Annotated in this window: 16 protein-coding genes and 1 pseudogene; 10 read left to right on the top strand and 7 right to left on the bottom strand. The window is 69.4% G+C overall.

Annotation, left to right across the window (positions count from 1 at the left end):
- The first annotated feature begins 95 nt into the window (after window positions 1–95).
- From AB0H37_RS00470 to AB0H37_RS00460, 3 genes are read left to right on the top strand one after another with little or no spacing between them, the layout of a single operon-like run.
- Window positions 96–1,667, top strand: coding sequence for a DUF4331 domain-containing protein (locus AB0H37_RS00470; RefSeq protein WP_360610293.1), 1,572 nt, complete (start codon window positions 96–98; stop codon window positions 1,665–1,667).
- Complete coding sequence (locus tag AB0H37_RS00465) at window positions 1,664–2,452, top strand: class F sortase (protein ID WP_360610291.1); 789 nt, start codon at window positions 1,664–1,666, stop codon at window positions 2,450–2,452. The genes AB0H37_RS00470 and AB0H37_RS00465 overlap by 4 nt, the downstream gene beginning before the upstream one ends.
- A 15-nt stretch (window positions 2,453–2,467) precedes the next feature.
- On the top strand, window positions 2,468–2,788 hold the full coding sequence (locus AB0H37_RS00460; RefSeq protein ID WP_360610289.1) for a hypothetical protein: 321 nt from the start codon (window positions 2,468–2,470) through the stop codon (window positions 2,786–2,788).
- A gap of 86 nt (window positions 2,789–2,874) precedes the next feature.
- On the opposite strand, the gene AB0H37_RS00455 is transcribed toward AB0H37_RS00460, so the two are convergent.
- Window positions 2,875–3,324, bottom strand: coding sequence for a CBS domain-containing protein (locus tag AB0H37_RS00455; protein ID WP_360610287.1), 450 nt, complete (start codon window positions 3,322–3,324; stop codon window positions 2,875–2,877).
- A gap of 192 nt (window positions 3,325–3,516) precedes the next feature.
- Window positions 3,517–4,296: an SDR family oxidoreductase gene (locus AB0H37_RS00450; protein WP_360610285.1), complete on the bottom strand. Its 780-nt coding sequence runs from the start codon at window positions 4,294–4,296 to the stop codon at window positions 3,517–3,519.
- Between the two features lie 54 nt (window positions 4,297–4,350).
- On the opposite strand from AB0H37_RS00450, the gene AB0H37_RS00445 reads away from it, so the two are divergent.
- The 3 genes from AB0H37_RS00445 to AB0H37_RS00435 all read left to right on the top strand — a co-directional run bounded on the left by AB0H37_RS00445 (window position 4,351) and on the right by AB0H37_RS00435 (window position 7,645).
- Window positions 4,351–4,704, top strand: coding sequence for a metalloregulator ArsR/SmtB family transcription factor (locus AB0H37_RS00445; RefSeq protein WP_360610283.1), 354 nt, complete (start codon window positions 4,351–4,353; stop codon window positions 4,702–4,704).
- Between the two features lie 327 nt (window positions 4,705–5,031).
- Complete coding sequence (locus tag AB0H37_RS00440) at window positions 5,032–6,282, top strand: cation:proton antiporter (protein WP_360610281.1); 1,251 nt, start codon at window positions 5,032–5,034, stop codon at window positions 6,280–6,282.
- Between the two features lie 82 nt (window positions 6,283–6,364).
- On the top strand, window positions 6,365–7,645 hold the full coding sequence (locus AB0H37_RS00435; protein ID WP_360610279.1) for an ArsB/NhaD family transporter: 1,281 nt from the start codon (window positions 6,365–6,367) through the stop codon (window positions 7,643–7,645).
- Between the two features lie 457 nt (window positions 7,646–8,102).
- On the opposite strand, the gene AB0H37_RS00430 is transcribed toward AB0H37_RS00435, so the two are convergent.
- Complete coding sequence (locus tag AB0H37_RS00430) at window positions 8,103–8,558, bottom strand: MarR family transcriptional regulator (protein WP_360610277.1); 456 nt, start codon at window positions 8,556–8,558, stop codon at window positions 8,103–8,105.
- Between the two features lie 85 nt (window positions 8,559–8,643).
- On the opposite strand from AB0H37_RS00430, the gene AB0H37_RS00425 reads away from it, so the two are divergent.
- Both AB0H37_RS00425 and AB0H37_RS00420 read left to right on the top strand, forming a co-directional pair.
- Window positions 8,644–9,549 carry an ABC transporter ATP-binding protein gene (locus AB0H37_RS00425; protein WP_360610275.1) on the top strand — a complete coding sequence of 302 codons (906 nt, stop codon included), beginning with the start codon at window positions 8,644–8,646 and terminating at the stop codon, window positions 9,547–9,549.
- Window positions 9,550–9,581: 32 nt separating this feature from the next.
- Entirely contained in the window at window positions 9,582–10,391 is an 810-nt protein-coding gene (locus tag AB0H37_RS00420; protein WP_360610273.1) for an ABC transporter permease subunit, read from the top strand.
- Window positions 10,392–10,559: 168 nt separating this feature from the next.
- On the opposite strand, the gene AB0H37_RS00415 is transcribed toward AB0H37_RS00420, so the two are convergent.
- Together AB0H37_RS00415 and AB0H37_RS00410 are read right to left on the bottom strand one after the other, a co-directional pair.
- The gene (locus AB0H37_RS00415; protein ID WP_360610271.1) at window positions 10,560–11,192 is read right to left on the bottom strand and encodes a fasciclin domain-containing protein; all 633 of its coding nucleotides are present in this window, start codon (window positions 11,190–11,192) and stop codon (window positions 10,560–10,562) included.
- Window positions 11,193–11,261: 69 nt separating this feature from the next.
- Window positions 11,262–12,034, bottom strand: a pseudogene (locus tag AB0H37_RS00410) (molybdopterin-dependent oxidoreductase).
- A 1,050-nt stretch (window positions 12,035–13,084) separates the two neighbouring features.
- On the opposite strand from AB0H37_RS00410, the gene sigK reads away from it, so the two are divergent.
- Together sigK and AB0H37_RS00400 are read left to right on the top strand one after the other, a co-directional pair.
- Window positions 13,085–13,681: an ECF RNA polymerase sigma factor SigK gene (gene sigK / locus AB0H37_RS00405; RefSeq protein WP_360610269.1), complete on the top strand. Its 597-nt coding sequence runs from the start codon at window positions 13,085–13,087 to the stop codon at window positions 13,679–13,681.
- Entirely contained in the window at window positions 13,678–14,409 is a 732-nt protein-coding gene (locus AB0H37_RS00400) for an anti-sigma factor (RefSeq protein WP_360610267.1), read from the top strand. Before sigK ends, AB0H37_RS00400 begins: the two co-directional genes overlap by 4 nt.
- Before the next feature lie 676 nt (window positions 14,410–15,085).
- Here the strand turns inward: AB0H37_RS00400 and AB0H37_RS00395 are convergent.
- On the bottom strand, window positions 15,086–15,514 hold the full coding sequence (locus AB0H37_RS00395; RefSeq protein ID WP_360610265.1) for a hypothetical protein: 429 nt from the start codon (window positions 15,512–15,514) through the stop codon (window positions 15,086–15,088).
- Window positions 15,514–15,795 carry a hypothetical protein gene (locus tag AB0H37_RS00390; RefSeq protein ID WP_360610264.1) on the bottom strand — a complete coding sequence of 94 codons (282 nt, stop codon included), beginning with the start codon at window positions 15,793–15,795 and terminating at the stop codon, window positions 15,514–15,516. The genes AB0H37_RS00395 and AB0H37_RS00390 overlap by 1 nt, the downstream gene beginning before the upstream one ends.
- Window positions 15,796–15,827 lie beyond the last annotated feature (32 nt).

Genomic DNA, 15,827 nt, shown 5'->3' with positions numbered 1-15,827 from the left:
GGTGGGGTAGGAGGCGATTCAGTGATCAGCTGCGGAGTGGGCCCTCTGATGTCCGTGTCCGCGATCGACCGGAGGAGACAGACCGAATGCGCCAATTGCGTGAGCGGGTGCGCGCAAATCGCGCCCTAGTCGCGGCTGCGGCGGCGGGAACGCTCGGTGTGGCCAGCATGCTGGCCACGCTGGGCCCGGGGACGAGCACGGCATCGAGCCATCGCGAGGCGCCGCTCATCGCCAATGACCCCCAAGCCGACAACACCGACGTGTACGCCTTCACCAGCCCCGACTCCCCGGACACCGTATCCCTCGCCGCGAACTGGATCCCGTTCGAAGAGCCCAACGGGGGCCCGAACTTCTACCCATTCGCCACAAACGCGCGATACAACATCAAAATTGACAACGACGGCGACGGGTACGCCGATATCACCTACCGGTGGACGTTCCGCAACGAAGACCGCAGGGGCAATAAGACGTTCCTGTACAACAACGGGCCCGTCAAGTCTCTGCGTGATTCGACGCTCTTGTTCCGGCAGCATTACACCGTAACCAAGATCACCAAGGATCGGACGCGGACTCTGGTCAAGGACGCGATCGCCGCGCCGTCCTTCGTCGGCAAGGCCTCAATGCCCAACTACGCCGCCCTGCGGCAGCAGGCCATCACCTCACTGCCGGGGGGAGGAAAATCCTACGCCGGCCAAGCCGATGACTCGTTCTTCCTGGACCTGCGGATCTTCGACCTGCTCTACGGCGGCGACCTCAGCGAGACCGGCACCGACACCCTGAAGGGGTACAACGTCAACAACATCACGCTGCAGGTCCCCAAGGCCGACCTGGCGCTCAAGGGAAACGCCGCCCGCAACCCCGTGGTCGGCGTCTGGTCCACCACCGACCGCAAGGGAGCGGCCGTCAGCATCGACAAGGCCCCGGCGGGCACCTACCGGCAGGTCTCACGACTGGGGAACCCGCTGATCAACGAGGTGATCTCGCCAGCCGGGCTGAAGGACGCCTTCAACCGGCTCGACCCCTCCCAGGACCACACCGTCCAACCGCTGGTGAACCGGGTCCTCGATCCTGAGGTGCCGCAACTGATCGAGAAGATCTACAAGATCAAAGCACCGGCCACCCCGCGCAAGGACCTGTCGGAGATCTTCCTGACCGGGATCTCCAAGAATTCCGGCGGTCCGATCAAGGCCGACCTCAACTCGCAACTGCTGAACAAGGACGTCGACCCCAAGCGGTTCACCCCAGCCGAGGAACTGCGGCTGAACATGGCCGTCCCTCAGACCGCCAAACCCAACCGGCTCGGAGTCCTCGCCGGTGACCTGCAGGGCTTCCCCAACGGGCGGCGGCTCACCGACGACGTCGTCGACATCGAACTCCAGGCGCTTGAAGGCGCCGCGCAGACCGGCAAGCTCGTCCCCGCCCTGGCCAAGGGCGACCGCGTCGACCGCAACGACAAGCAGTTCGGCCGATCCTTCCCCTACCTCGCCCTTCCCCACAACAGCGGGTCGGGCAAGGCCATGCCCAACGGCGGAGCCGGCACCGGAGGCGGATCCACCTCCGGCCTGCAACACACCGGCCTGCTCGGTCTAGGGGCCGCGCTGCTGGCCGCGGCCGCCGGAGCCCTGGCGCTCCACCGGCGCAGCCGCGCCATCACAGCCGTTGAATGATCCTTCGCACTGCCGCAGCGCGCCTGCACACCGCGCAGACAGCACTGCGGCCCGCCGCAGGCCGCCGGGACGACGCCGTCCCGGCGGCCGCAGCGGCCCTGGCCATCACCGGGGCCGGCGTCATCGCCTTCACTTTCGCCACCCAGCGACACGCACCGCAGCCGCCACTCACCGCTGGCGCGCCACCTCAAGTACCGGCCGGCACCCCAGCCTCCGGCCCCATCGCACAACCATCCGCTTCTCCGCTGCCCTACGCCGTTCCGACCACGATCAAGATCCCCGCGATCAAGGTGAGCGCGGCGATCACCACGCTCGGGTTGAACCATGACGGCACCCTCCAGGTCCCCCGACCCGGACCCGACTACGACAAGGCCGCCTGGTACACCGGCTCAGCCGCCCCCGGCCAACCAGGAACCGCCGTCATCGAGGGGCACCTGGACTCCGCCCGCAACGGCCCCTCGGTTTTCTACCGGCTCGGAGCCACCCGCCCCGGCGACCTGATCACCATCACCCGCGCCGACCACCAAGACGCGATCTACCGCGTCGACACCGTCAAGCGCTACCGCAAAACCGCCTTCCCCACCGACACCGTCTTCCGCGACACCGACACCCCCTCACTCCGGCTGATCACCTGCGGCGGCCACTTCGACACCCGCACCCACCACTACACCGACAACACCGTCGTCTTCGCCACCCTCACCCCGCCCGTCACCCCGCCCCACCACACGCCTTACGACTGGCCCGCGCCGTCGCCGGGAGCGTCTAATGAACGGCGGATCCGGTGATCAAGGAGACGCCAGGTGACTGACCCCGTCGTTGAGGACCAGTCCGCTGAGCAGCCGGTCCAGGAGCCGCAGGGTGCGGCGTCGGATGAGCAGCTGATCTCGATGCTGGTGGAGCATGCTCGGACCCAAGAGCTGCAGCTAACCGGCGAAGGCGGGCTGTTACAGCAGCTGACCAAGCGGGTGCTGGAGTCGGCTCTGGAGGGCGAGATCACCGACCACGTCGGCTACGACAAGCACGATGCGTCCGCGGTGTGGATCCTGCGGCTGGCAGACCCGGCCTCGACCTGGCTGACCGGCCAGGTCCTCACCATCGACGGCGGCCTGGAACTCGCCTGACCTCAGGAACGAGTGCGCACAGCAGCAGGACTGAGGGGTTCGGCTCGGGCAGGGCCGCCCAGCTCATGATCCGATCGCGGGCCTGTCTACTCCGGGCTGGAGGCCGGGAGCAGGCGGTTGAGGAGCTGGGAGACGGTGACGACTCCGGCCATGGGGCCGTCGGTGCGGCGGGGGTCGGCGGACACGGCGGCGATGGGGCTGTGGGCGGCGGCCATGACGCTGGCGATCTCGATGGCGGTGGCGTCGCCGTCCACGACCGGGGGCGGGGTCTTGTCCTTGGGCAGCAGGTCGGCGACGGTCTTGCCGACGAGCTTGGCGCAGAGTTTGTCGGCGTGGTCCTCGTCGTAGACGCGGGCGAGTGCGGGGTCGTCCTGCACGTACTGCGGGATGATGGATCCCAGCAGTTGGGAGCCCGGGAGCACGGCCTTGGGGCGGTGGTCGCCATCGACAACGATCAGGCCGGGCAGCTGGTGCTCGGCCAGCAGCCGCGCGGCTTCCAGCGCGCTCGTCTCGGGCGTCACAGTGGGGAATTCCACGGCTAGTTCTCGGGCTCGCACAGCTGTGACGCTACCCCACCTGTCGGCGGCCAGTTGGGATTCCCCACTGGCGGCCACTTAGCGGGGAGTTATCTGGCCGCCGATCGTCACAGTGCGTTGATGTTCACGCGGCAAACCCTGGATTCAGGGGACGGGCGTCAGCGGGGGCGGGGGCGCTGTGATTGTTTCTTGTCAGGTGAGTTCGAGGCCGCCGTCGATGGTGAGGACTTGGCCGGTGAGCCAGGTGGTGGCCGGGTCGGCCAGGCGCAGGATCCAGGCGGCAACCTCGTCGGGTTCGCCGCGGCGGCCGAGCGGGATGCGGGCAGCCTCCTCATGCTTGATCTGTTCAATGGTCGTCTCGGGGAGGCCGGCGGCTTCCAGGGCCTGGCTCTCGGTCGGTCCAGGCGCAAGTGCGTTGACGCGGATACCACCAGGGGCCAGTTCGACGGCCCAGCTTCGGGTGAGCTGTTCGAGGGCAGCCTTGGAGGCGGCGTAGTGCGCGCCGCCGGGCAGGGGCCTGTGGCCGTAGGTGCTGGAGACGTTGACGATTGCGCCCTTGGTGCGGCGCAGGTGGCGCAGGGCGGCGCGGGCCAGCAGGCTCGGCGCGGTGACGTTGAGGTCGAACAGGCTGGTGATGCCTTCGGCGGTGGTCTCGGCCAAGGGCATCACCTGGGTGGCGCCGGCGTTGTTGACCAGCACGTCCACGCGGCCCCACCGCTCGGCGGCGGCCTCGGCCACCTGCCGGGGGACGTCCGGGTCACGCAGGTCGGCCGGATGGGTGTCGATCCCGGGATACGCGGCGGCGGTTTGGGCCAGCGCGTCCTTGCGGCGCCCGACGCCGAGCACGTGGGCTCCGGCGCGGGCGAAGGCGTGCGCGGTGGCACGGCCGATGCCCGACCCGGCTCCGGTGACGATGATGACCCGGCCGGTGAGGTCCCCTCTGGAGAGGTCGTCGTGCTGCTGGCTGGTCACACTCACCCCTTCGTTCGAAGTTCGTAGAACGTCGAACAAAGTAGCATGGTCATCATGAAGCAGGCGCGGCATCCGGAACCGGGCGAGATGACCCTCATGGAGGTGATGGGCGCGCTCAGTGATCCGATCCGCGTCGGGCTGGTGCGGGTGCTGGCTGACGGCGGCGAGCGGGGCTGGGGTGAGCTGTGCGCCCCGGTGGCCAAGTCAACTCTCAGCCATCACCTGCGCGTGCTGCGCGACGCCGGGGTGACCCGGACCCGCCAGGAAGGCACCCGCTGCTTCGTCGAACTGCGCCGCGACGACCTGGAGACCCGCTTCCCCGGTCTGCTGACCGCGGTCCTCGGCGCCGCCGACGGCGACGACGTCGGCGGCCAGGTGGGTCTTAACGCCGACGCACCCCCGACCTGACCGTTCGCGCAACTCCACGCGGACATGGCTGGTGTGGGCGCGCTGCCACCTCTGTCGGGACTCCCGGCGCTGGAGAGTGCGTCGTTCTGCGCCTTAACCACCCCTATGCCCGAGCTGAAACACAACGGAGAGTGACACTGCAACTGGCCTCCGTGGGGAATCTGATCTGGCCGCTGTCACCCCACCGCCGGTGGCGGTACCGAGGTCGTATCACATAGGTGCCGCGTAGAAACGGCGTCAGAATCCCGTTAAGGTCTTGAACCGGTGAGCCGGGAAGCCTGGTCGGCATGTCCTTATTCGTCGACCCTGAAGGGCGCCGGTGCGCCGATGACCGCTCTACTGACCGCGTTCGCGGGCCTGCTGCTGCTGGCCGTGCTGGTGTCCAGCCTGGCCAACCGCACCATCCTGTCAACCGCCGCACTGTTCCTGGTCGGCGGTTTCGTGCTCGGCGACGGCGTCACCGGGGTCGTCTCGTTGAAGCCGGGCGACTCGATGGTGGGCACGCTGGCGGAGCTGGCGCTGTTCGCGGTGCTGTTCACCGACGGCATGCACGCCGGCTGGGCCGATCTGCGTAGTGCGTGGCGGTTGCCCGGCCGCGCGCTGGGCTGGGGGTTGCCGCTTACGCTGGTGGTGACCGCGGTCATGGCGCACTACGTGGTCGGGCTGAACTGGGTGCAGTCGCTGCTGATCGCGGCCGTTCTCACCCCGACCGACCCGGTGTTCGCCGCCGCGCTGGTCGGCAACGACCGGGTGCCGCCCCGGCTGCGGCATCTGCTGAACGTCGAGTCGGGCGTCAATGACGGGCTGATCCTGCCGTTCGTGGTGCTGTTCCTGGCCATCGCCCAGGGCTCGCACGACCTGCACCTGGGTGAGCTGGGCAGCGAGCTGGCCGTAGGCCTGCTGATCGGTGTGGCGGTGCCGTGGGCCGCGATCATGCTGGAGCGCACGCGGCTGTTCGCCATCTCCGCCAAGTACGAGCCGCTGAACGCGGTCGCCATCGGGCTGCTGGTACTGGCGCTCGGCAAGGCCACGCACGGCAACCTGTTCCTGGCCGCGTTCGCCGCGGGCATCACCATCGCCACCATCGGTGACCAGCACCGCAGGGCGTTCGAGGAGTTCGGCGAGCTGGTCGCCGAACTGCTCAAGCTCGCCGCGCTGCTGGTCTTCGGCGCGCTGCTGTCGCTGGCGTTCCTGGGGGACGCCGGCTGGGCGGGATGGGTGTTCGCGGTGCTGTCGCTGGTCGTCGCGCGGCCGGTGGCGATCTGGTTGTCGTTCCTGAGGTCCGGGCTCACCGCCCGCGAGCAGGCCGCGGTGATGTGGTTCGGCCCGAAGGGATTCGCCTCGGTCGTGTACGGGCTGCTCGTCCTGGAATCGGGCGTACCGAATGCCGACAAGATCTTCCACCTGGTCGCCGTGACGATCGTGTTGTCGATCCTGGCGCACTCCTCCACCGACATCGTCGTGGCCCGGGGCTTCGACGACGAGCACGAGGTCCCCGCCTGGTTCGGCAAGAGCCGGGCCCTCGTCCGCCGGACAGGGAAAGCCGACGCCCCAACGACGGACGGTGACTCACCGTGATCGGCTCGGTTACGGTGGTTCCGGGAGTGCCGGGAAGTCTGGTCGGCGTCGTCTCCCTCATGCCCGCTGACCAGGAGGTTCCTTGGCTGCCGTAATCGCGATCGTCATCTTCGTCGCCGCCTACATTCTGATCGCGTCAGAGAAGATCCCGCGCACCGGGGTCGCGCTCGGCGGCGCGGCGCTGATGCTGCTGTTCCACATCACCGACGCGGAGAAGGCGTTCTTCTCCGAAGAGACCGGTGTGGACTGGAACGTCATCTTCCTGCTGCTGGGCATGATGGTGATCGTGTCGGTGCTGCGGCAGACCGGCGTGTTCGAGTACGTGGCGATCTGGGCCGCCAAACGCGCCCGCGGCAAGCCCTACCGGCTCATGGTCATGCTCGTCCTCATCACCGCGGTCGCCTCCGCGCTGCTCGACAACGTCACCACCGTGCTGCTCATCGCACCGGTGACATTCCTGGTCTGCGAACGCCTCGGCCTCAAGGTGATCCCCTACCTCATCGCGGAGGTGATGGCGTCCAACATCGGCGGCACCGCCACCCTCGTCGGCGACCCGCCCAACATCATCATCGCCAGCAAGGGCGGCCTGTCGTTCAACGACTTCCTCGTGAACCTCGCCCCGCTGGTCGTCGGCCTCATGATCGTGTACTGCCTGCTCTGCCGATGGCTGTTCCGCTCCGCGTTCACCTACGACGAGGAGCGCGCCGCCGCCGTCATGAAGCTCAACGAACGCGAGGCCATCACCGACCGGCGGCTCCTCTGGCAAGGACTGTCGGTCCTCACCCTCGTCGTTCTCGCGTTCGTCCTGCACCCGGTGCTGCACTACGAACCCTCGATCGTGGCGCTGCTCGGCGCCGGACTGCTCGTCGCCGCCACCAAGGTCACCACCGAGGACGCACTGCGCGAAGTCGAGTGGCCCACGCTGGTGTTCTTCGCCGGCCTGTTCGTCATGGTCGGCGGCCTGGTCGAGACCGGCGTCATCGGCGACATCTCCAAAGCCGCCGCCGACGCCACCCAAGGCAAACTCGGCGTCGCCACCATGCTGCTACTCGGCGCCTCCGCCGCCCTGTCGGCCATCGTGGACAACATTCCCTACGTCGCCACCATGAGCCCCATCGTCGCCGACCTCGTCCATCAGCAACCCGCCGGCGACGGCCACGTCCTGTGGTGGGCGCTCGCGCTCGGCGCCGACCTCGGCGGCAACGCCACCGCCGTCGGCGCCAGCGCCAACGTCGTCGTCCTAGGCATCGCCGCCCGCAACGGCACCCCCATCAGCTTCTGGACCTTCACCAAATACGGGCTCATCGTCACCACCATCACCGTGGCCCTCTGCATCCCCTACCTTTGGCTCCGCTACCTGTAAGAAGCGAACCGCCCCCTCCGCCGGACCGCTGTAGCACAGGCTCCTTGAGCGTTGCTGTGCTGGGCGGCGTGCTGCTGGGATGGTTCCTGCGCGCCGATCCGGCCTCGGCCGCCATCACGGCTGGGCGTTCCCCAGCATCTCCCACAGGGGCATCACCCGGCGACGCGCGGTCAGGCCTATGCCGTCAATGCCGTTGCGCCGAAACCGGACTGCACAAGGCAGGAGAGCGTACGCAACCATGGGGCATCGCCACGCCACAGTTTGCTGGTCATGTAGGCCGAAGTGATCGTCGCCGTCGAAGCGGTGCGCACGGGGCTGCCGGTCGTATGACCGCGAGCCGCTGAGGCGGCTGGGCTTCGTCGGCTCGGCAGGAGCGTCGACCCGGCTGATCCGGTCCTGGTGGGTGTCGCTCCGCTTGCCCTATACCACTGACGTCCCACCGCGAAGAGTGGCCCGCCTACGTGCTGTTTCGCTCGGCCTGCCAGCGGTCGATAAGGGCGGGCAGTTCGCGGAACATGAAGCCGTAGAAGTCGCGCATCTCGGCCAGCCGCCGGGCAGCGGGGCTGTCCTCGCCGGCTGCCTGGATGCCCTGGTCCGCGGCCTCGAACATGGCCTGGACCAGGCCGTTCTGCGACGACATCAACGTGGCCCAGGCACCCTCGCGCAGCCGGTAGTGCTCGCGGCGGCTGCCAGGGGCCGGGACACGTTCGATCAGGCCGACGGTGGACAGCATCTTGATCGCGCCCGACACCGAACCCGAGCTGATGCCGAGTTGTTCGCCGAGCTTGGGCGCCGTGACGCTGTCGGCGTCGGAGAACAGGAACGCCGCCATCACCCGCGCCGTCGCCTTCTGCAGGCCGCCCTGAGCCAGGGTCAGCGCCATCCGCTCAGCGGCTTCGGTGGTGTCTGCCAAGGTCATCTCCCTCGTCGCGATCCTCACGAAAGCCTAACAGCTTTGAGTCTTCAGAAATCTTTGAAAACTCTGATACTATTGCGGCATGACAGCGGCGATCGAGCTGGTGCAGCTCACCAAGACCTACGGGCCCCGGCGCGGCCTGACCCGCCTGACTTTGCAGGTGCACTCCGGCGAGGTGTTCGGCTACCTGGGCCCCAACGGAGCCGGGAAGACCACCACCATCCGGATGCTGCTGGACCTGATCCGCCCCACCTCGGGCACGGCCCGGGTGCTGGGCCTGGACCCCCGAGCCGAAGCGGTCGAGCTGCACCGCCGGATCGGCTACCTGGCCGGCGACTTCGTGGTGGACGGCCGTCAGCGCGCGGGCGAATGCCTGGCCTTCCTGGCCGCGCTGCGCGGCGGCGTGCCCCGCAGGCGGATCATCGAGCTCGCCGGGCGGCTGGATCTCGACCTGAACGCGCGGATCAAGAGCCTGTCCAAGGGCAACCGGCAGAAGGTCGGACTGGTCCAGGCGTTCATGCACCACCCCGAGCTGCTCATCCTGGACGAACCCACCTCCGGCCTGGACCCGCTCGTCCAGCAGACGTTCCTGGATCTGGTCCGCGAGGCCCGCGAGGCGGGACAGACGGTGCTCATGTCCAGCCACATCATGAGCGAGGTCGAGGCGGTCGCCGACCGCGTCGCCATCATCCGCGAAGGCGAGCTCGTCGCCCTGGACACCGTCGCCGACCTGCGCGCCCGCTCGTTCCTCCAGGTGCGCATCAATTTCGCCGCCCCCGTGCGGGCTGAGGAGTTCACGCCCCTGCCCGGCGTCAGCGACGTGACCGTGGACGGCACGACTCTGGCCTGCCGTGTGGACGGCAGCCCGGACCCGCTGGTCAAGGCCGCCGCCCGGCACACCATCACCGGCCTGCGCGCCGACACCCAGGACCTCGAAGACCTCTTCCACGGCTACTACAACGGCGAAGCGGCCTCCACGGCCGCCTGATCGCTCCCCTCGAACCCCGAAACGGCGGCACCATGTCCACCTCCACCCTCTCCGGCCACGCGCTCGTGAGGACGATGTACGGCAAGACCCTGTGGGACAACCGACGCATCCTGACCGTCTGGGCCACCGCCACCGGCCTGCTGGCGATGATGTACGCGGCCTTCTACCCGCAGCTCTCCGCCGACTCGATGGCGAGCACCCCCGAAGCGATGAGCGGATTCGGGCTCGACGACGCCTCCAGCGCGGCCGGCTACCTGCAGGGCGCCGTGTTCGGACTGCTGGTGCCGCTGCTGGCGACCTTCTACGGCTCCGCCACCGGCGCTCGCATGATCTCCGCCGACGAGGAGTCGGGCTACCTCAACCTGCTGCTGGCCCACCCGATCAGCCGCACCCGGCTCCTGCTTCAGCGCTTCGCCGCGCTCGCCACCGGGGCCGTCCTGATCGCCGCCGTCGTGCTGGCCGCCATGCTCGCCGTCCGCTCCAGCGCCGAGCTCGACACCGTCGGCGCCGGCGACGTCGCCGCCCAGTGCCTCAACCTCGCGCTGCTCGCCATCGTCTTCGGAGCGCTGGGCACCGGCATCGGCGCCACCGTGGGAAAGAGCCGCGCGACCGTTTTCGGCATCACCGCCGGGATCGGCGTCGCCGCCTACGTCCTGAACGGCTTCGCCCCGCAGATCGGCGCGGACGGGCTGCGCTACCTCACCCCGTTCCACTACTACATCGGCGGCGAGCCGCTCAAGAACGGCTTCCAGCTCATCGATGCCGCCGTCCTGGCCATCGTCGCGGCCGTCCTGATCGCCGCCGGTACCTGGCGGCTCGGCCGCCGCGACATCGCGCGCTGAACCAGGCGGGCGCGGATCTGAGAACTGCGAAACGCCCCCGGCGGCGCCGGGGGCGTTCCGCATGACCGGAACTCACGGGTGGATACGACCGCCTCGCCCGCGTCCGCCAGGACGCTATGTGATCGGCCGGGCCTCCGCGTGGTGGAGGCCCGGCCGATTGGAGCAAGGTCACTTGGGCGGCATCAGGACACTGTCGATGATGTAGACGGTGGCGTTGGCGGTGTGGACGTTGCCGCACACCACGCGGGCGCTGTCGCCGATGGTGAACGACTCGCCGGAGCCGCTGGTCTTGAGCATCGCGCCGTTGAGGGTCCTGAAGTCGCCGTTCGACAGCCCGCTCGGCATGATCGGTTGCCCGACCACGTGGTAGGTGAGGATGCCGGTCAGCGTCTTCTTGTCCGACAGGACCTTGTCGAGGGTCGCCTTGGGAATTTTGTTGAAGGCGTCGTTGGTCGGCGCGAACACGGTGATGTTCTTCGACGAGTTGAGGGTGTCGACCAGGCCGGCCTTCTTCACCGCGGTGACCAGCGTGGACAGCACCGGGTTGCTGGACGCGGCGGTCGCGACCGGGTCGGTGGACATGCCCTGGAAGCTGCCTTTGCCGGACGCCGGAACGGCCGAGCACGCGGGCCCGAACGGCTGGTCACCGGACGGTGCGCTGGTCATGGTAGTCGCCGGGGCGGCCGAGTTCGGCGGGGCGGCGGCGGCGCCGTCCTTGTCGTCGCCGCTGGAGCAGGCTGCGGCTCCGGTGGCGACGGCGGCTGCGGCCAGGGCACCGGCGGCGATGCGGGTGCGGTACATGGTGAACTCCTTGCGTTGGATTCCGCTGCGTCTGTGGTGTCGTGAAAGCTGTGGGTTGAATGAGCGATGTCAGGTGATGGTGACCACCACCGAGTGCCAGCCGGTCGCGCCGTCCGGGAACGGGGGCGCGCGGTGTTCGGGTTGGGTGTGGCCGGTTCCGTCGGTGGCGCGGCAGCGGAGTGTGTGGGAGCCGGGCGCGGCGTCCCATTCGGCGACCCATTGGCGCCAGGTGTCCAGGCCGGGGACGGGCGCGAGTTCGGCCTGCCGCCAGGGTCCGTTGTCGACCTGCCATTCGACTGCGTCGACGCCGCGGTGCTGGGCCCACGCGCTGCCGGCGACGGCGACCCGGCCTGATCTCACGGTGGCGAGCGGCTTCGGGATGTCGATGCGGGAGAAAGTCTTGATCGGGGCGTTCTCGGCGTAGCCGCGTTCGGTCCAGTACGCGCGGTCGGTCGCGAAGCGCGTGACCTTGAGGTCGACGACCCACTTGGTGGCCGAGACGTAGCCGTACAGGCCGGGGACGACCATGCGCGCGGGGAAGCCGTGGGCGATCGGCAGCGGCCCGCCGTTCATGCCGATCGCGAGGATCGCGTCCCGGCCGTCGAGGATCGTCTCGATCGGGGTGGACAGCGTCATGCCGTCGGCCGAGCGGGACAGGATCTGGTCGGCGCCGGGATCCCGGCCCTGCGCAGCAGCGGCGCAAGCGGCGCGCCCAGCCAGCGGGCGTTGCCCGCGAGGTCGCCGCCGACCTGGTTGGACACGCACGACAGGGTGATGTCGCGTTCGATCAGCGCCTCGCGCAGCAGGTCGTCGAACGACATCTCGACGGGCCGGCCGACCATGCCGTGGATGCGCAGCGTCCAGTCGCGCGGGTCGACCTGCGGCAGGGTGAGCGCGGTGTCGACGCGGTAGAGGTCCCGGGCGGAGGTGCGAAACGGCGTCATACCCGGCAACCGCACCTGCGAGCCGGCGGGGACCGGACGCGCCGGGCCCACCGGACGGGGCAGCCGCACGTCCGCCCGGACGGAAGAGACGTCGCCGCGGCGCAGCAGCACCCGCCCCGCGATCCCGCCGGCCGCACCGACGCCGGCCACCCCTGCGCCGGTCAGCAGCACACGCCGCCGATCGATCCCGGCACCGGCCCCGGCAGCCGGCTCGGAGGTCTCCTTGGAGCGGCGTTCTGGTCCGTTCTCCCACTCCGACCGGGGGCCGGTTGCCTGGTCGCCGCCCGGGGTAGCGGTGCCGTGGGCGGCTTCGCCCGCAGCTGTCGTCCCGGGAGGCCGGATGGGTGACGCACGGTGCCTCGGGCGGGGCTTCGGGCGGGGCTTCGGGCGGGGCTTCGGGCGGACGCTGTGTGCCAGCAGGATCAGGGCGGCCATGCCGGCCAGCGCACCGACCGCCGATGGCAGGGCGTCGACCGGCTCGGCGACCGGCCGGGTCAGCGCCGCGACGACCCCGACGGTTCCGAAGGCGGCGAGCCCGATCAGGCCAAAGACCAGCCGGGGCTTGCTCAACAATCCGATGACCAGCGCCGCGACCGTGATCCCCGCGCCGAGGACGATCAGCAGCACGGGCTTGTCGTTGCTCCCGAAGTGGCGGATCGCGAAGTCCTTGAGCCACACCGGGGTGAGGTCGATGAAGGCCGCGCCGACCGCAAGCAGCGGCGAGGACGACACCCGTCCGAGCGCACCCGCCGCCAGCTCCGCGACTCCCATCGCGGCCGCGGCCGCCAGGCACCCGCACAGCGCAGCGCTCGCCCACCGCAGTGGCCCTGTCGCTCGTTTCCCTGTCACAACCGGTGTTCGGGGCCGGACGGCAGGTGGATGGGTGGAACTTTCGCCCAGTCTCCGACCCATCCGCCGCACCCTCCGCACCGAACTACCAATGTGGAGATGAACGAACCGGTCAAAGGGCCGCAGCCGCGAGGAATAGCGGCGGTCCACCCCGAACCTCCAGACCTGGCCGAGTTGCTCGGCCGCGTCGCTCGCGGCGACCAGGAAGCGTTCGGGGACGTGTACGAACGCCTGTCCGGGCCGGTCTACGGGTTGGCGCTGCGGGTCGTCCGCGATCCCGCGCAGGCGGAGGAGATCGCCCAGGACGTGCTGGTCGAGTTGTGGCGCAAGGCCTCGCACTACCGTCCGGAACGCGGCAGCGCGACGTCCTGGGCGCTGACCGTGGCGCACCGCCGCGCCGTCGACCGCGTTCGCTCCAACCAGGCCGACCGGGACCGCGAGGAGCGCACCGCTGCGCCGGCGCCCGAGTACGACGAGGTCGCCGAGGAGGTCGGCGTCCGGCTGGAGCACCAGCAGGTGCGCCGCTGCATGCGGGGCCTGACCGGGACCCAGCGTGAATCGATCATGCTCGCCTACTACGGCGGCTACACCTACCGCGAGGTCTCCGAACTGCTCGGCGTCGGCCTCGCCGCCGTCAAGACCCGGATGCGCGACGGACTCATCCGGTTGCGTGACTGCCTGGGAGTGCAGCCATGACCCACGACCTCGACACGCTCGACCTCGACACGCACCGCCTCGCCGGCGCGTACGCGCTGGACGCGCTCACCGACACCGAGCGGCGCCGATTCGAGCGCCACCTGCCGGGCTGCGCGGCCTGCGCGGACGAGGTCGCCGGCTTCCGCGAGACCGCGATCCGGCTGGCGCTGGCCGCTGAGCGGCGCCCGCCGGACGAGCTGCGCGGCCGCGTCATGGCGGAGATCGCCCGGACCCGGCAGTCGCCTCCGCCCCTCGCCCGGCGCCTGCCGTCCCCCCGCGCGGGCGGGCTCACCTGGCTGGCCGCCGCGGCCTGCCTCGTCCTAGCGCTCATCGGCGGCGGTGCGGCGTGGCACTACCACCAGTCCGCCGAGCGTACCCAAGCCCTGAACCGGCAGGTCAGCATGGTGATGGCGGCACCGGACGCGCACACCTCCACCACCCGCGCGCAGGGCGCGGCGACCGTCACCGTCGTGTCGTCGCGGTTGCTGGGCAAGGCCGTCGTCACCACGTCCGGGCTCCCGCATCTACCGTCGGCCAAGACGTACCAGATGTGGTGGCTCGGCCCCACCGGTCCCCGCTCCGCCGGGACGCCGGACCTGTCAGGGAAGCCGCGTCCCCTCGTCACTGCGGGCATGGGCGCCGCGCAGCACTTCGGCGTCACGATCGAGCCGAAGGGCGGCTCCCGTCAGCCGACCAGCACCCCGATACTCACCCTCGCACTGGACTGAGCGTCACTGGTCCAGCATTACCGGACAAACCGGCCAGGAGTGGTGAGGTGACCCGAAACGATCAGCACCCCCTGGTTCAGCGAGGACAGCACCGTACCTACCACCGTCGGCGACCGGGTCAGCGCCGTACGAGCGGTACGGCCACGCACAATAGCGCCATCGTCGGCCGCAAAGTCCTCCACCGCGCGGTGACTTGCGCTCCAGACGAACTGCTCACGTCCGGCCACTCCATCCGCCATTCCCGGCCAGGCGCTCCAGTTTCAGAGGCTCGGCCGTCGCGAAGAAGCACCACCGGCTGGCCATCTGCCGCACGGCCATCAGGCCGGCGAGGGCTTCCACGGCGGTGGCGGGCACCGGCGCACCAGCCCTGCAACTCCGATCAACTGGCATCGCCCAACAAACCCGGTTCTTCGTCGCCAACCCCCGTTGCACCGTGAGTTCCCACGGGAGGATCCTCAGCCACGCTGAACATAGGGCGGACCGTCCAGTACGGCGCATTGGGTGACCGTCGGTACCGGGCCAGTGCCATCCTGCCGGATGTGGCCGGGGTCGGGGTCCAAACACAACCAGTGGCGCAGGACGTCGTTAGAGGATTCGCCGCGCTGCCTCCTGCGGCTTTGCAGAAAGGCGCGGACCTCATCGTCGATGCGAATCGTTCGGGACATCGAGGTTCCTCTCAGCGGGCCGGTTCATGGTCGGCCGTCGGCAGGGCCGTGTCGGCGGAGCAGTTGGCGAGGTCGGTGTAGCTGGGGCCGCTGAGGGCGTTGCCGAGTTCGTTGTAAGTATCGGCGACGTCGATGCTCCCGATGTGGTGCCCGCATCGGGCACCGTTCATCTTCTGACAGCCCCGGCAGGACTCGGGGATCGGCGGGTGGGCGGCGGCCGCATCCCGCAGGGCGCTGATCAGCGCGGCCTCGCTATCCAGGACGGGCCCCGCTGCTGCAGCGACGCGGTAGGCGACCGTGATCACCTTTTGCTCGGCCTGGTGACGGTCGCGGGGTTTCTCATCGAGTCTGGCGGTGGCGTCGATCAGGGCGCATAGCTCGAAGATCAGGCAAGTGTCGGCCGTCTCAAGCTCAGCGGTAGCTTTCGGAAGGTTGCTCATTAGCTGGGCCTTTCGGTGAGGGTGGTGAGGGCGTTCTGGTGGGCGGTGTCGCGGTGGAAGGTGCGGGCGGCCACGATGGAGGCCAAGGCGAAGCCTTGGCCAAACAGGTCGGCGTCGCGCGGGATGAGGTGGTCGGCCAGCGCGGAGCTCGGCGGCGGCTGCGGCCTCGGCTGCGATGTCTTCCCCTTCGTCGAGGCCGGCGAGCATCTTCGCCTCTGCGCACAAAGCAGCTCGTGGGCATCGTCGTGGTGGTCACGAATGTAGGACTCCACGTTGTTCACGGTGTGCCTCTTCTCGCCGGTTTGGCGCTTTC

The sequence above is a fragment of the Actinomadura sp. NPDC023710 genome, assembly GCF_040639875.1.
Classification (GTDB): domain Bacteria; phylum Actinomycetota; class Actinomycetes; order Streptosporangiales; family Streptosporangiaceae; genus Spirillospora; species Spirillospora citrea.
Note: the sequence above shows the minus strand (reverse complement) of the source record. Positions and strands in the feature narration are given on the sequence as shown.

Bases quoted from the DNA above. Each gene is read 5' to 3' on its own strand.
- AB0H37_RS00465 (WP_360610291.1), top strand. From the start codon at position 1,664: ATGATCCTTCGCACTGCCGCAGCGCGCCTGCACACCGCGCAGACAGCA.
- AB0H37_RS00445 (WP_360610283.1), top strand. From the start codon at position 4,351: ATGAAGCAGGCGCGGCATCCGGAACCGGGCGAGATGACCCTCATGGAG.
- AB0H37_RS00440 (WP_360610281.1), top strand. From the start codon at position 5,032: ATGACCGCTCTACTGACCGCGTTCGCGGGCCTGCTGCTGCTGGCCGTG.
- AB0H37_RS00425 (WP_360610275.1), top strand. From the start codon at position 8,644: ATGACAGCGGCGATCGAGCTGGTGCAGCTCACCAAGACCTACGGGCCC.
- AB0H37_RS00420 (WP_360610273.1), top strand. From the start codon at position 9,582: ATGTCCACCTCCACCCTCTCCGGCCACGCGCTCGTGAGGACGATGTAC.
- AB0H37_RS00415 (WP_360610271.1), bottom strand. From the start codon at position 11,192: ATGTACCGCACCCGCATCGCCGCCGGTGCCCTGGCCGCAGCCGCCGTC.
- sigK (WP_360610269.1), top strand. From the start codon at position 13,085: ATGAACGAACCGGTCAAAGGGCCGCAGCCGCGAGGAATAGCGGCGGTC.
- AB0H37_RS00400 (WP_360610267.1), top strand. From the start codon at position 13,678: ATGACCCACGACCTCGACACGCTCGACCTCGACACGCACCGCCTCGCC.
- AB0H37_RS00395 (WP_360610265.1), bottom strand. From the start codon at position 15,514: ATGAGCAACCTTCCGAAAGCTACCGCTGAGCTTGAGACGGCCGACACT.